The sequence below is a fragment of the Azospirillum largimobile genome (genome assembly GCF_977007025.2).
The window spans coordinates 564987-578080 of sequence record NZ_CDRMUA020000003.1; the positions used below are offsets into that span (position 1 = coordinate 564987).

The 13094-nt window shown below is 69.0% G+C and carries 11 protein-coding genes; 8 read left to right on the plus strand and 3 right to left on the minus strand.

From position 1 onward, the window contains the following. Positions 1-358: 358 nt before the first annotated feature. Complete coding sequence (locus tag ACWPKK_RS20150) at positions 359-505, minus strand: hypothetical protein (protein WP_324871877.1); 147 nt, start codon at positions 503-505, stop codon at positions 359-361. A 332-nt stretch (positions 506-837) separates the two neighbouring features. Continuing rightward, positions 838-1290: a MaoC family dehydratase gene (locus tag ACWPKK_RS20155; protein ID WP_452007611.1), complete on the minus strand. Its 453-nt coding sequence runs from the start codon at positions 1288-1290 to the stop codon at positions 838-840. Between the two features lie 208 nt (positions 1291-1498). Between ACWPKK_RS20155 and ACWPKK_RS20160 the strand changes: the two genes are divergently transcribed. From ACWPKK_RS20160 to ACWPKK_RS20195, 8 genes are all read left to right on the plus strand, one after another. Next, entirely contained in the window at positions 1499-2074 is a 576-nt protein-coding gene (locus ACWPKK_RS20160; protein WP_452008244.1) for a chemotaxis protein CheW, read from the plus strand. Continuing rightward, a complete protein-coding gene (locus tag ACWPKK_RS20165) occupies positions 2071-3492 on the plus strand; it encodes a CheR family methyltransferase (protein WP_452007613.1) in 1422 nt (473 codons plus the stop codon). Before ACWPKK_RS20160 ends, ACWPKK_RS20165 begins: the two co-directional genes overlap by 4 nt. After that, positions 3492-4112 (plus strand): chemotaxis protein CheW, encoded by a 621-nt coding sequence (locus ACWPKK_RS20170; RefSeq protein ID WP_452007615.1) that lies wholly within the window; start codon positions 3492-3494, stop codon positions 4110-4112. The genes ACWPKK_RS20165 and ACWPKK_RS20170 overlap by 1 nt, the downstream gene beginning before the upstream one ends. Before the next feature lie 59 nt (positions 4113-4171). Further along, positions 4172-5860: a methyl-accepting chemotaxis protein gene (locus ACWPKK_RS20175; RefSeq protein WP_452007617.1), complete on the plus strand. Its 1689-nt coding sequence runs from the start codon at positions 4172-4174 to the stop codon at positions 5858-5860. A gap of 268 nt (positions 5861-6128) precedes the next feature. Then, positions 6129-8372 (plus strand): hybrid sensor histidine kinase/response regulator, encoded by a 2244-nt coding sequence (locus tag ACWPKK_RS20180; protein ID WP_452007619.1) that lies wholly within the window; start codon positions 6129-6131, stop codon positions 8370-8372. A gap of 35 nt (positions 8373-8407) precedes the next feature. Continuing rightward, a complete protein-coding gene (locus ACWPKK_RS20185; RefSeq protein WP_452007621.1) occupies positions 8408-9499 on the plus strand; it encodes a chemotaxis protein CheB in 1092 nt (363 codons plus the stop codon). 23 nt (positions 9500-9522) lie between these two features. After that, the gene (locus ACWPKK_RS20190; protein WP_324871869.1) at positions 9523-10263 is read left to right on the plus strand and encodes a response regulator transcription factor; all 741 of its coding nucleotides are present in this window, start codon (positions 9523-9525) and stop codon (positions 10261-10263) included. Positions 10264-10357: 94 nt separating this feature from the next. After that, a complete protein-coding gene (locus ACWPKK_RS20195) occupies positions 10358-12025 on the plus strand; it encodes an ATP-binding response regulator (RefSeq protein WP_452007624.1) in 1668 nt (555 codons plus the stop codon). Here the strand turns inward: ACWPKK_RS20195 and ACWPKK_RS20200 are convergent. Beyond that, positions 12022-13080, minus strand: a complete 1059-nt coding sequence (locus tag ACWPKK_RS20200; RefSeq protein ID WP_452007626.1) for an osmoprotectant NAGGN system M42 family peptidase — start codon at positions 13078-13080, stop codon at positions 12022-12024. The two genes, ACWPKK_RS20195 and ACWPKK_RS20200, sit on opposite strands and share 4 nt — an antisense overlap. Between the last annotated feature and the right edge of the window lie 14 nt (positions 13081-13094).

Here is a 13094-nt window from a genome sequence, read left to right on the forward strand (position 1 = left end):
CAGGGATCAAACGCGCAGAGTGGTTAGGTATCTGACGTTCCTGACATGAGCAATCCTCCTACAGGTATTTCCATAATTCCGCTTATGTGTCTCTCTATAGGGGACAGGGTAGGTTCCGCGACGCGTTGAAGAACCTCTTCGACCGTCATTCCCGCGAAGGCGGGAATCCAGGCTTTGCAAGCCGATGCACTGGAAACTCTGGATCCCGGCCTTCGCGGGGATGACGAAAAATCCTTGCAACTCCATAGGCTCAGCTAAGCTGCGGCCAGGATCGGGGGGCCGGCACTGCTGAACTCGCGTTTGCGGCGCCTCCCCCTCCCCCGTCGTTCCCCTTCGCCAGAGGCGGCGGGGTCGGGCGTCAGCCCATAATGTTCTCGCCCAGCGAGCGGCGCGGCATGTCCACACGCTGTTCGCGATCCTGCTTCGGCGGCTTGGTGATGCTGAAGCCGATCCCGGACAGCAGAAGGACGCCAAGCGAGGCGACCGTGACGATGTTGCAAAGCATGGTGACCAACCCTTTCCCTAACCTCTTGCGGCCACCCGACCGGGGTGGCCAGACCCTTATTTTGCGGTCTCCTGCGCAATGGACGCGAGAACCCCGTCTTTTCTTCCGTCAGCTTTGCGGGGATGAAGGAAATTTAATCATCCGCGTTGCGGACTGCCTTTATTTCCAACATCTTGCCAGCGTGGACTGTGCGGAGCGGTCACATAATCCCGCACCTGCGAACTGGCAATGGACGGGCTGCGGAAATCGGCGCAGCTCTGGTTAACAAAATTGTCATGGCAGAGCGGGGAGGTAGGTTTTCGGCCGGTCGGGGCAGTGTTCGGGAGAGGCGTTCAGACGGCGACCGTCCGGCCGGAGACGATGTGGTTCATGATGCAGGTCATCACCGGTTCCCCCCGCTGGTTGACCGTGGTGTAGGCCAGCCGCACGGTTCCGCGGTCACCGCGGCGCGACGGGATCGTCTCCACCACCTCCACCCGGACCCGGATGGTGTCGCCGGGGCGCACCGGCCGCAGCCAGCGCAACTCGTCCATGCCGGAGCCGCCCAGGCTGGTGCCGGTGATGATGCCGGTGTCGCGGATCAGGCGGAAGGTCAGCGACAGGGTGTGGAATCCGCTGGCGATCAGCCCCTGGAACGGCCCGTCGGCCGCAGCGACCGCATCCATATGAAAGGGCTGCGGGTCGAAGCGCAGGGCGAAATCCATGATCTGGCTGTCGGTGAGGGTCGCCCCTTCCGATTCGATCACGTCGCCGATGCGGAAATCCTCGAAATGGCGGCCGGGCATCGTCTCGTCTCTCCCTTTGTCGTTGGTTTGGCTGGTCGTTGCCGGATTTTCGGCATGGCGGAAGACAGTAGACCGGCGAAGCAATCCGGCAAAGGTCCCGATTCCGGCAGCCAGGGCATAGATCGTCCGGCGTAAACCTTTGGCGTAATTCGCATTCCAGTCGTGATCGGGCATGTTCCCGGTCGGATTCCAGACCATCGACGGACGGATGTCACCGCACCCCACGCACAGCCTCTCCCAAAGCACCTCCCACGGCCCTTCCGCGCCATCGCCCTTCCGTTGCGTCGTGTTCTCGGTTGCCGGTCAAGCGCTGGCGCTGCCGGTGGAATCCGTGCGGCGCTTTCTGCCGTTGCCGCGGCTCGACCGCCTTCCCACCGCACCGCAGCCGGTCGAGGGGGTGTTCCGTTATCATGGAGAGGTCGTGCCGGTCCTGCGCCTGGGCGTTCTGCTGGATCTTGCGGCGGGTGGGGCGGCGGGCGGCGGGGAGACGGGGCTTTACGCCCCGCTGATCCTGATCACCTGGCAGGGGCGTCCGACCGCGCTGCTGGTGGATCAGGTCCATGGCGACGTGGCGCTGCCGGCGGAGGAGCGCTTGGCCTCCGACCCGTCGCTGTCCTTCAACGGCTGTGCGGCCGGCGCCTTCCCGGACCGGGCGACCGGGCGTGCCGGCACCGTGACGCTGCTCGACCCCGACCGGCTGCTGAGCGAGGCGGAGGGCCGGCTGCTCGACGCCTTCCGCGCAACGGAGGAACGGCGGCTGGCCCGCTGGGACGGTGCGGCATGAATTCCGCCGCCACCGCAGCCGCGGCCATCGAGGCGATCCGCCGCGACCCCCATTTCCCGCGCCTGAAGGCGATGGTGATCGACGCCACCGGGCTCGCCTATTACGCCGACAAGGATTCCGCCTTCGCCGAGCGGATCAACCGCCGCCTGCCCTTCGGCCGGATCACGACCGTCGCCGGCTATCTGGCGGCCCTGGAGGCGCAGGGACCGGGCGGGCCGGAGTACCAGGGTCTGATCAACGAGCTGGCGGTGGGGGAGACCTTCTTCTTCCGCTACATCGAGCAGTTCGACGCTTTGCGCGCCGTTGCCATTCCGGAGTGCATCCGCCGCAACCAGGCGACGCGGCTGCTGCGGATCTGGAGCGCGGGCTGTTCCATCGGGCCGGAAGCCTACACGATGGAAATCCTGCTGAAGCAGCATTTCGCCGAACAGTTGGAAGGCTGGCAGGTCCACATCGTCGGCACCGACATCAATGGCGCCTTCCTGGAACAGGCCCGCCGCGGCACCTATGGCGACTGGGCGGTCCGCGGCCTGTCGCCGGAGACGCTGGAGGCCTGCTTCGACCGCCAGGACAAGTTGTGGTCGGTGAAGCCGAAATACCGGCAATGGACCAGCTTCATGCCGTTCAATCTGGTGGAAGGATCGATCCCGTCCTATCCCCACGGCATCGGGCATTTCGACATCATCCTCTGCCGCAACGTCATGATCTATTTCGACGAGGCGACGCGGCACCGGCTGCTGGCGAACCTGCACGACGCGCTTTCCGACGCCGGATGGCTGGTGGTCGGCCATGCCGAGGCCGGACCGCAGATGAACGAACTGTTCATCCCGGTATCGGTCCCCGGCGCCACGCTCTATCGCAAGCAGGGCGACCGGGCCGCCCCGGCGCCCGTCGCCACGCCGGGCCCCTCCCCGGTCGCACCGGCACCGATGCCGGCCGTCAAGCCGCGGCGCGCGGCGGCGGCCAAGCCCGCGACAAAGGCGGCGTCCAAGGCGCCGTCCAGGGCGCCGTCCAGGGCGGCTACCCCGCCCGCGGCACCGACCCCGCCGGATCAGTCGGAAACCAACGAGCGCTCCTCCCTGCTGGAAGCCTGTCTGGCGCGGGTGGAGGCCAACCGGATGGACCCCGCGGCCCATTACCAGCTGGGGCTGGTCGAGGAGGAGCTTGGGGTCGGCGATCCGGTCGCGGCCTTCAAGCGGGCGCTGTATCTCGACCCGCGCTTCGTGCTGGCCGACTATCATCTGGCGCTGGCTTATTGGCGCCGCGGCCGGCTGGTCCCCGCGCAGCGCCATTTCCGCAACGCCCGCGAAGCGCTGGAGAGCCTTGCCGACGACGTGGCGGTGACGGAGGGCGGCGGACTGACCGTGCAGGAACTGCGCGGGATGCTCGACCTCTGGCTGACCGGTGAGGAGGGCTGATGGACCGGGATCCTTCCCAAGGACGGGATCAGGGCGCCTCCCCAGGCAGTTCCATCGACTGGCAGGAGGTGCGCGAGAGGTTGGCGCGCCGCAACGCCGTCCTGGCGCAGACCTTCGCCGGCCGCGGCCCCTGGGCCGACGCCGTGCTGGACCGCCGAGCCGAGGAACTCGCCGAACCGCCGCCCGCCTTCGACCGGGAGAGCGCCGGCATCCCCATGCTGGTCGCGCGCGGGGCCGAGACGCTGTACGGGCTGGAGCTGCGCCATCTCGGCCAGATCGTTCCGATGCCGCGGCTGGCCCGCGTGCCAGGGGCGCCGCACGCCGTGCTGGGGGTGATCGCCGTCGCCGGCCGGGTGATGCGGCTGTTCGACGTCGACCGGCTGTGCGGGAGCGGTCCGGGCGCCGTGACCGAGGCGGAACAGCCCGGCTATGCCGTGGTCCTGCGCACCGGCAGCGGCCGTCCGGCGGCATTGCGGCTGAGGGAGGTGGAGCGGGTGGCCGACATCGTCCCGCCACGCACCCCTGCCCCGGCGGAGGCCGGGCCGCTGGTCAGGGCGATCGCCGCGGACCGCATGGCAATCCTCGACATGGCGGCATTGCTCGACGCCGTGAAGACCTGAATCCTGCCGTCAAGAACGATCCACCTGCATTTTGAGCCGACCGGGGCTGGAGTCCGAGAATGAACATCAAAGTCGCGCACAAGCTGGTCCTGGGATTCGGCGTGGTCTGCGTCCTGACCGCGCTGCTGGCGCTGTACCAGATGGCGCGCTTCTCCGACGCGCTGACCGTCATCATGGCGGTGTCCAGCTACGATACCGAGGCCGCCAGCCTGGTGACGGACGTCAGCAATCTGCAGGCGGAGCTGCGCAGCACGCGCGAGACGGCGCTGAACGCGGTGTCCATCGCCAACGCCGAAGGTCGGAACGGCGATATCCCGAACATCATGCTGCCGCTGCACCAGCAGTATGACGTGGTCGGAGCGAAGCTGCGCGACACGCTGGGCCGGCTGCGCGCGCTGGTGGCGGAACGCTCCTCCTACAGCGTGACCGACAACCGCCGCAAGGGCTGGGTCGAGCTGGACACCGCGGTCACCGAGATGAGCCGCGCCATCACCGCAGTGGGCGAGGAGGCGCGGACCATCTACACCATGCTCGAGCGCAATCAGGTACCCGAGGCGCTGCAGCGCCGCCAGCGGGTGGATGAGTTGCGCAAGAACATGGAGGCGCGCATCGCCGCCGCCCAGACCGCCATCGACCATCTGACGGAGACCGGCCGCGGCGACATCCGGGCGATCTACAACTCGGCCATCCAGTCCTCGATCATCGCCCTGGTCGTCGTCTTTCTGATCGCGGTTGGGGTGGCCTATCTGATCGGAAGTTCCATCACCCGCCGGCTGGGCCGCGCCATCGATTTCGTCACCAGGATCGGCCACGGCGACCTGACGCAGGAGATCACCATCCCCGGCAAGGACGAACTGGCCATCCTGGGCCAGCATCTGAACGAGATGGCCGGCCGGCTGAAGTCGATGGCCCGCACCACCCGCGAGACCGCCGAAAGCGTCCACGCCGCCACCGCCCAGATCCGCGCCTCGACCCAGCAGCAGTCGGCCAGCGTCGCCGAACAGCTGGCGGCGGTGGAGCAGACGACGGCCACCCTGTCGGAAATCACGGAATCGGGCGCCCAGATCAACCGCCGCGCCCAGGACGTCGCCCACGGCGCCCAGACGGTGGCGACCTCCAGCCATTCCGGCATGAAGGCGGTCGACGACACCATCCAGGCGATGGACGCCATCCGCGAGCAGGCCGAGGCGGTTGCCGAGAACATCGTCATGCTGTCGGAACGCACCCAGGCGATCGGCGAGATCATCGTGACGGTGAACGACATCGCCGAGCGCTGCCACCTGCTGGCGCTGAATGCTGCCATCGAAGCGGCGGCGGCCGGCGAGCATGGCCGCACCTTCTCCATCGTGGCGGGCGAGATCAAGAGCCTGGCCGACCAGTCGAAGGAGGCGACCGCGCAGGTCCGCTCCAACCTGTCGGAAATCCAGCACGGCATCAACGCCTCTGTCATGCTGACGGAGGAGGCGGTAAAGCGCGTTGCCGCCGGCAAGCGCCAGACCGACGCCACCCAGTCCACCATCCGCACCATGGCGGAAAACATCCAGGAGAGCGTGCTGGCCTTCCAGCAGATCGTCGCCGGCACCAACCAGCAGCAGATCGGCCTGGAACAGGTGATCCAGGCGCTGCAGAACATCCGCGAGGCCAGCAGCCAGACCGCCGCCGGCACCCGCCAGCTGGAAGGCGCCGCTGGGAACCTGAACAACCTCGGCCAGGGCCTGGTCGAGGCGGTGCGGAACTACCGGGTGTGATGCGGGTGCTGTGGCTTTCCCACTCTCCCACGCCCGACTCTCCCTCTCCCCCCCAGGGAGAGGGTCGGGGTGAGGGGGATGCGTTGCGTGGTGTTTCTGGGAATGCCGGCGCCTCGCAATCCTTGCCATTCCTCGCCACGCTCCCCCCTCACCCTAACCCTCTCCCCGCTCTCAGCAGACCTTTGGTCCGCCTGCCGCGACAGCGCAAACTTCGTTTGCGCGAAAGCGGGGGGGAGAGGGGACCGGCGCCTGGTTGGAGAACGGCCTGATGGACATCCGCCAGCGCCTGCTCGCCGCGTTCGAGCTTGAGCACAAGGATCATCTCGCGGTGATCCGCGCCGGGCTGCGCGAGGCCGAGGCGACCGGTGAGGCGTCGGACCTCGTCGATATCCACCGGCGCGCCCACAGCCTGAAGGGCGCCGCCCGCGCCGTCGACCTGCCGGAGGTGGAGGCGATCTCCCACCGGCTGGAGGCCGCCTTCATCGCGGTGCAGAAGGGCGACGCGGCGCTGGACGCCGCCGCCATCGCCGTGGTGCGCAGGTCGCTCGACGCCATCGAGGATCTGGTCGCCTGGTCGCTGCAGGGCGGCGAGGAGGTGGAGATCGCCGGCGTGCTGGCCGATCTCGACGGTCTGGCCGGTGGCCGGAACGGCGACACCCCGCCGCCCGCCCGAAGCACGGCCGCTTCGGCGGCACCGGCACGGGCGGAGCGCCGGACGCCGCGGCCGCGCGGGGAAGCGGTCGACGCCGAGTCCGCGGCGCTGGTCCGCATCGCGGCGCAAGGGCTGGAGCGGCTGTCGGAAACCGCCTCGGCCCTGCTGCCGGAGGTGGAGGCGCAGGCCGGGCTCGGCGAGGAATTGCGGGCGATGCGCCAGGAATGGCGGGCGCTGGACCGGGCATGGCGCCATCTGCGGGTGCAGATCGGGCGCGGCGCCCAGATGGACAAGGGTGCCGATGGGCTGGACGGGCGCGGCGCCCTGCCCGCGCTGATGGCGTTCGAACGGCGCTTCCGCGCGCTGGGCGGGGCGCTGGATTCGGCGCACCGGAGCCATGACCGGCTGCTGTGGTCGATGCGGCGCTGGGGCGGCGGCTTCCAGCAGGACATGCGGCGCCTGCGCATGCTGCCGGCGGAAAACCAGTTGAGCGGTCTCGGCCGCATGGTGCGCGACATCAGCCGGGCCGAGGGCAAGGAGGTCGAGGTCGATGTCCGTGGTCTGGAGGTGGAGGCCGACCGCACCGTCCTGCAACGGCTGAAGGACCCGATCCTGCACATCGCCCGCAACGCCATCAGCCACGGCATCGAGACGCCGGCGGAACGGCTGGCGCTGGGCAAGCGGCCGGCGGCGCGCGTGACCATCGCCGCGTCGGTGGAGGGCTCGCGCCTGCGCCTGCGCATCGAGGATGACGGGCGCGGGCTGGACCGCGGCGCGATCCTGCGCAAGGCGGCGGAGCGCGGGCTGATCGACGCAGACGAGCTGTCGTCGGGCGAGGAAATGCCGCTCGAACGGCTGACCGAATTCCTGTTCCATCCCGGCTTCTCCACCGCCGCCCGCACCACCGAATTGGCCGGGCGCGGCATGGGGCTGCCCATTGCCCGGCGGGAGGTGGAGCGGCTGCAGGGCAACCTGACCATCGCCGAGCGGCCGGACGGCGGCACCGCCGTCACCATCGAAGTGCCGTTGAGCCTGTTGAGCCAGCGGCTGGTCTTCGTCGCCGTGCAGGACCAGATCGTGGCGATCCCGTCGGCCGACGTGGTCCGGCTGCGCACCACCACCGCGGAATCCCTGTTCTCCGGCGTCGGCACCCCGATGATCCGCATCGGCGAGGAGGAAATCCCCGTCACCTCGCTGGCGGCGCTGCTGGGCATGGAGGCGCCGGTGGTGCCGAGCGCCGAACGGTCCTTGTCGCTGGTCGTCGTGCGGGCGGCGGACCGGCGGCTGGCGCTGGCGGTCGACCGCTTCGTCGCCACGCGCGAGACGGTGGTGACCGCGGCGGAAGAGACCGGTCTCGATTCCGGGCGCTATCTCGGCACCGTGCTGATGGACGATGGCGGCCCGGCGCTGGTGCTGAACATTCCCGGCCTGATGCCGCTGCCCGGCAGCGTCCTGCCCGCCCCGGCCCGCCCTGCGGAGGAGGCCACCCCTGCCCGTGCGCATATCCTGGTTGTCGATGACAGCATCACCACCCGCACGCTGGAAAAGAGCATCCTCGAAGCCCATGGTTATCGGGTGACGCTGTGCGTTGACGGGCGAGAGGCCCTGGAACGCCTGTCGGAAGGGATGGAGGTTGGCCTGATCATCAGCGACGTCGAGATGCCGCGCATGGACGGTTTCGCCCTGTTGCAGGCGGTGAAGGCGGACAAGCGGCTGGCGGAGATCCCGGTGATCCTCGTCACCTCGCGCGCCAGCGACGAGGACCGCGAACGCGGCCTGCGGCTGGGCGCCGACGCCTACATCGTCAAGACGCGCTTCGACCAGAACGAGCTTCTGGCCGGCATCCGGCGGCTGCTGTGAGCGGGGCGGAGAAAGCGGGTTCCCGACGCATCCGTGTGCTGGTGGTCGAGGACAGCCCCGTCATCCAACAGCTTCTCAGCCACGTCATCGGCGCCGACCCGCGGCTGGAAGTGGCGGGCATCGCATCCAGCGGCGAACAGGCGTTGCGCATGATCGAGCGGGCGGCGCCCGACGTGGTGTCGCTCGACATCCGCCTGCCGGGTATCGACGGATTCGAGGTGACCAGCCGCATCATGCGCCAGAACCCGCTGCCGATCGTGGTGGTGGCCTCGGACGTGCGCGACCTCGACATTCCCATGCGGGCGCTGCAGGCCGGCGCGCTGGCGGTGGTGGAGAAGCCGGGCAGCATGGCGCGCGCCGATTACCAGACGGTGGCGCACCATCTCTGCACCCAGCTGGTCATCATGAGCCAGGTGAAGGTGATCCGCCACCGCATCGCCGCGCGCTCCGCCCGCCCTGCCGGGAATGCGGCGCCGGACGCCGTTCCCGCCGATGCATCCGCCTATGGGCGGCTGCCCGAGGCGGCGGTGACGGCCGACGGACGCCTGCGGCGCTTCCGCGCCGTCGGGCTGGTGGCGTCCACCGGCGGCCCGGCGGCGCTGGCGCGCATCCTGAAGGATTTGCCGCCGGGTTTTCCCCTGCCGGTCTTCGTGGTCCAGCATATGGGCGCCCCCTTCATGGCCGGCTTCGCCAACTGGCTGGGCACCGTTTCCCCCCTGCCGGTGCGGCTGGGCGAAGCGGGGCTGGTCCCGCGGCCCGGCACCGTCTATGTGGCGCCCGGCGACCGCCACATGCTGGTGGAAGGCGGCACCATCCGCCTGTCCGGCGACTCGCTGGTCTGCGGCCAGCGCCCGTCCGGCGATGAGTTGTTCCGGTCAATGGCGCGCGCCTATGGCGCGTCCGGAATCGGCGTGCTGCTGACCGGCATGGGCGAGGACGGCGCGCGGGGATTGGTGGACATGCATAAGGTTGGGGCCTACACCATTGCCGAACACGCCTCCACGGCGGTGATCCACAGCATGCCCGGCACCGCGGTGCGGCTGGGCGGTGCGGTGGAGGAACTGCCTCTCGACCGGGTGGCCGGACGGCTGCTGCAATTGACCTCCGACGATAAGATGGCGTCATGAACGGACTCCGCACCTTGGTTGTCATGGGTTCCCAGACGCAGGGGCTTCTGCTGAAGCTGCTGCTTGAGGAACGCGGCGTGGAGACCGTCTGCGTCGATGGGGTGGAACCGGCCCTGGCCGAGATCGCCGGCAGGCCGCAGGATCTGCTGATCGTCGAGGGCGAGCTTGCCGGTCCGCAAGGGCTGGCGGAACTACGGGCGCGCAGCGATGCCGCCGTGCTGGTGCTCGGCCGCGGCGCGGGCGAGCATGACCCGTCCGACCCCAAGGCGGTGGTGGACGATGCCTGCGCCGTGCTGGAGCGGCGCAGCGCGCCACCGACCGTGCCGGAGATCTTCCGCCGCGCCCGCATCCTGATCGTCGACGACAGCGCGACCTACCGCGAGTTCCTGCGCGCCGAGCTGGAGCAGGAAGGTTGCACCGTCACCGCCGCCCGCAATGCCGACGAGGCGGTGGCGGCGCTCTCCGGCGGCGGGCTGGACTGCGTCATCCTGGATTTGGTGATGCCGGGAACCAGCGGCACCCAGCTCTGCGAAAGATTCGACAGGTTTCGGCGCCAGCGCGGCCTGTTCTTCCAGATCGTCATCCTGACCAGCCAGGACGACGAAGAACAATTGATGATCAGCCTGAATGCCGGCGCCGATGATTTCGTTGGTAAGGCACAGGAGATGGATGTCCTGAAAGTCCGACTGATGGCGCTTCTGCGCCGGAAATACTTCGTGGAGGACCATCTGATGCGGCTGCCGCGGCCTTCACCTTCCGCATAGGAGGGAGTAGAGCCATCGTGTGATTTCACAAGCAGGAAGGTCCGTTTATTCTCAGCCGGCTTCCCGAAACTGTCCGACGGTCGAGCCGGTGCCCATGGCGATCAGCCTCCAGCCCTTCCACGGGACCTCGATCCCCAAAGATACCGACGCGAAAGACACCGACGCGATGCCCCGATCCTCGGCCAACCCCATGTCACCGACCGATCAGCGTTACCGGGAGTGTCTGGACAACGCACGGCGCGTCTGCGCCGCCGGTACGGTCCCGACCATGCTGGTGATCGGCGGACCGGAGATGGCCGCCGTCCGCTGCAACGAACCGCTGGCCGCCCTGCTGAACCGCCCGCGCGCAGCATCCCGTGACGAGAGCGGCCCCAGCCTGCTGCCCGGCGGCTGGACCGCGGTGGCCGAGGCGCTGCGCCCGCTCTATGTGGACGAAGGGGATGCGACGGCGGCAAACCGGCCGGAATCGTCGCTGCTGAGCCTGCCGACCGACCCGCCGCTGAGCCTGCGCGCGGCGCCGCTGCTGGTCGACGGGCATGTGGTGGGGGTGCTGGCCTCGGCGACGCTGGACGGCGCCATCGCCCAGATGGCCGAGACCATGAGGGCGGAGGTGGCGCGCACCACCGCGGCGCGCTCCCGCTTTCTCGCCTCGGCCAGCCATGACCTGCGCCAACCCTTCCAGGCGATGCGGCTGTTCCTGGACGCACTGACCAGCCAGGTCGACGGCAACGCACGGGCCACCCGCACCGCCGGCATGCTGGCCAACGCCATGACTGCGGGCGAGCAGCTGCTGAACGCGCTGCTGGACATCTCCACGCTCGACGCCGGGACGGTGGAGCCCGACCTCCAGGCGGTGTCGGTTGATGCGCTGCTGCAGTCGCTGGCCGAGGAATTCCGCCCGCAGGCGGAGGAGAAAGGACTGCGCCTGCGCGTCCATGTGCCGGACGTGGCGGGCGGAGCGGTCACTCGCAGCGACCCGATCCTGCTGGGCCGCATCGTCCGCAACCTGCTGGCCAACGCCATCCGCTACACCCAGCGCGGCGGCATCCTGCTGGGCCTGCGCAAGCGTGACGGGCAGTGGCGGATCGAGGTGTGGGACACCGGCTTCGGCATCCCGCAGGACAAGCTGGACGTCATCTTCGACGAGTTCCACCAGCTGACGAACCCCAGCCGCGACCCCACGCGCGGCCTCGGCCTCGGCCTTGCCATCGTGCGCCGGCTGTCGGTGCTGCTGCAGGCGCCGATCGAGGTGCAGTCGCGGTCGGGGCGCGGGTCGGTCTTCGCCGTCACCGTGAACCGGTTGGAGGGGGAGGCGCCGGCCGACGCGCTGACGGTCGGTGCTCACGCCGACGGCGGCCCGTCCGGGGTGCCGCTCGACGGCATGCGCGTTTTGGTGGTGGACGACGACAGCATGGTGCTGTCCGGCCTGCTGCTGACGCTGGAAAGCTGGGGCTGCGCCTTCGTCTCCGCGTCGAACATGCGCGAGGTGTTCGCGGCGGTCGACGGGCTGGAAGGACCGCCGGACGCCATCTTGACCGACCTCCGCCTGCCGGGGAAGGTGTCCGGATTCGACGTGATCGACCGGGTGCGCAAGCTGTTCAAGACCGACATCCCGGCCGTGGTGTTGACCGGCGAGACGGCGCCCGAATCCCTGCTGGAGGGCCAGCGCCGCGGCTGCGCCTTCCTGCACAAGCCGCTGCACCCCGGCGAACTGCGCCGGGTTCTGGAAGAGGTGCGGCGGGACGGGAAGACGGCCTGCTAATCCCGCGGCGGACTCTGCATGTAGAGGACCAGCAACCGCACGAGGCTTTCCAGCGCGTCGGCATGGATGCGCTCGTAGCCGTGCGAGGCGTCGATGCCGAAGCAGACCAGTGCGGTGCGGATGTCGTTGCCGGCCTCGATGGCGGACGCGCTGTCGCAGCGGTAATAGCGGAAGACGTCGCGCTGGTGCGGGATGTTCTGCGCCTGGCACAGCGCGATCAACGAGTGGGTCAGCGCCATGTCGAAGGGGCCGGTGCTGTCGGCCATGGCGATGGTGACGCCGAATTCGCTGCTGTTCTGGCCGGGGGCGGTGGTGCCGTTGTCGATGGTCACCATCTCCGCCACGTCCTGGTGCAGGATCGACGAGGCGCCGGACCCGACCTCTTCGGAGATGGTGAACAGCAGGTGGCAGTCGACCGGCAGGGATGCCCCAGCATCGACCACCGCCTTGGCCGCGCCCAGCATCACCGCCACGCCCGCCTTGTCGTCGAGATGGCGGGAGACGATGTAGCCGTTCTCAAGGAATTCCGGCTGCGGATCGATGGCGACGATGTCGCCGATGTTGAAGCCGCGCTCCTCCAGTTCCCGCCGGTTGCCGACCGGGGCGTCGACGCGCAGTTCCACCTGCTGCCAGTTGACCGGCTGGGTATCGACCTCCTTGTTGAAGGTGTGACCGGACGCCTTCAGCGGCAGGATGGTGCCGCGCCAGGGGCCGCGGTCGGTCAGGACGGTGCAGCGCGCGCCCTCGGCGAAGCGGGACGACCAGTGGCCGATGGGCACCAGCTCCATCCGGCCATTGTCCTTCAGCATCTTCACCTGGGCGCCCAGCGTGTCGACATGGGCGACCAGCGCCCGGTCCGGGCTGCCCCGCACGCCCTTCAGGTCGGCGCGTATGGCGCCGCGCCGGGTCAGTTCGTAGGGGATGCCCAGCCGCTCCAGTTCCGCGCAGCACAGCCGGACCACGTCGGTGGTGTAGCCGGTCGGGCTGGGCGTGGTCAGCAGCCGGTAGAGGATGTCGGTGACATAGCCCATGTCTATGGGCAGCGGCACGGCCATGATTGGATTTTCCT

Bases quoted from the DNA above. Each gene is read 5' to 3' on its own strand.
- ACWPKK_RS20150 (WP_324871877.1), bottom strand. From the start codon at position 505: ATGCTTTGCAACATCGTCACGGTCGCCTCGCTTGGCGTCCTTCTGCTG.
- ACWPKK_RS20155 (WP_452007611.1), bottom strand. From the start codon at position 1,290: ATGCCCGGCCGCCATTTCGAGGATTTCCGCATCGGCGACGTGATCGAA.
- ACWPKK_RS20160 (WP_452008244.1), top strand. From the start codon at position 1,499: ATGTCACCGCACCCCACGCACAGCCTCTCCCAAAGCACCTCCCACGGC.
- ACWPKK_RS20165 (WP_452007613.1), top strand. From the start codon at position 2,071: ATGAATTCCGCCGCCACCGCAGCCGCGGCCATCGAGGCGATCCGCCGC.
- ACWPKK_RS20170 (WP_452007615.1), top strand. From the start codon at position 3,492: ATGGACCGGGATCCTTCCCAAGGACGGGATCAGGGCGCCTCCCCAGGC.
- ACWPKK_RS20175 (WP_452007617.1), top strand. From the start codon at position 4,172: ATGAACATCAAAGTCGCGCACAAGCTGGTCCTGGGATTCGGCGTGGTC.
- ACWPKK_RS20180 (WP_452007619.1), top strand. From the start codon at position 6,129: ATGGACATCCGCCAGCGCCTGCTCGCCGCGTTCGAGCTTGAGCACAAG.
- ACWPKK_RS20190 (WP_324871869.1), top strand. From the start codon at position 9,523: ATGGGTTCCCAGACGCAGGGGCTTCTGCTGAAGCTGCTGCTTGAGGAA.
- ACWPKK_RS20195 (WP_452007624.1), top strand. From the start codon at position 10,358: ATGGCGATCAGCCTCCAGCCCTTCCACGGGACCTCGATCCCCAAAGAT.
- ACWPKK_RS20200 (WP_452007626.1), bottom strand. From the start codon at position 13,080: ATGGCCGTGCCGCTGCCCATAGACATGGGCTATGTCACCGACATCCTC.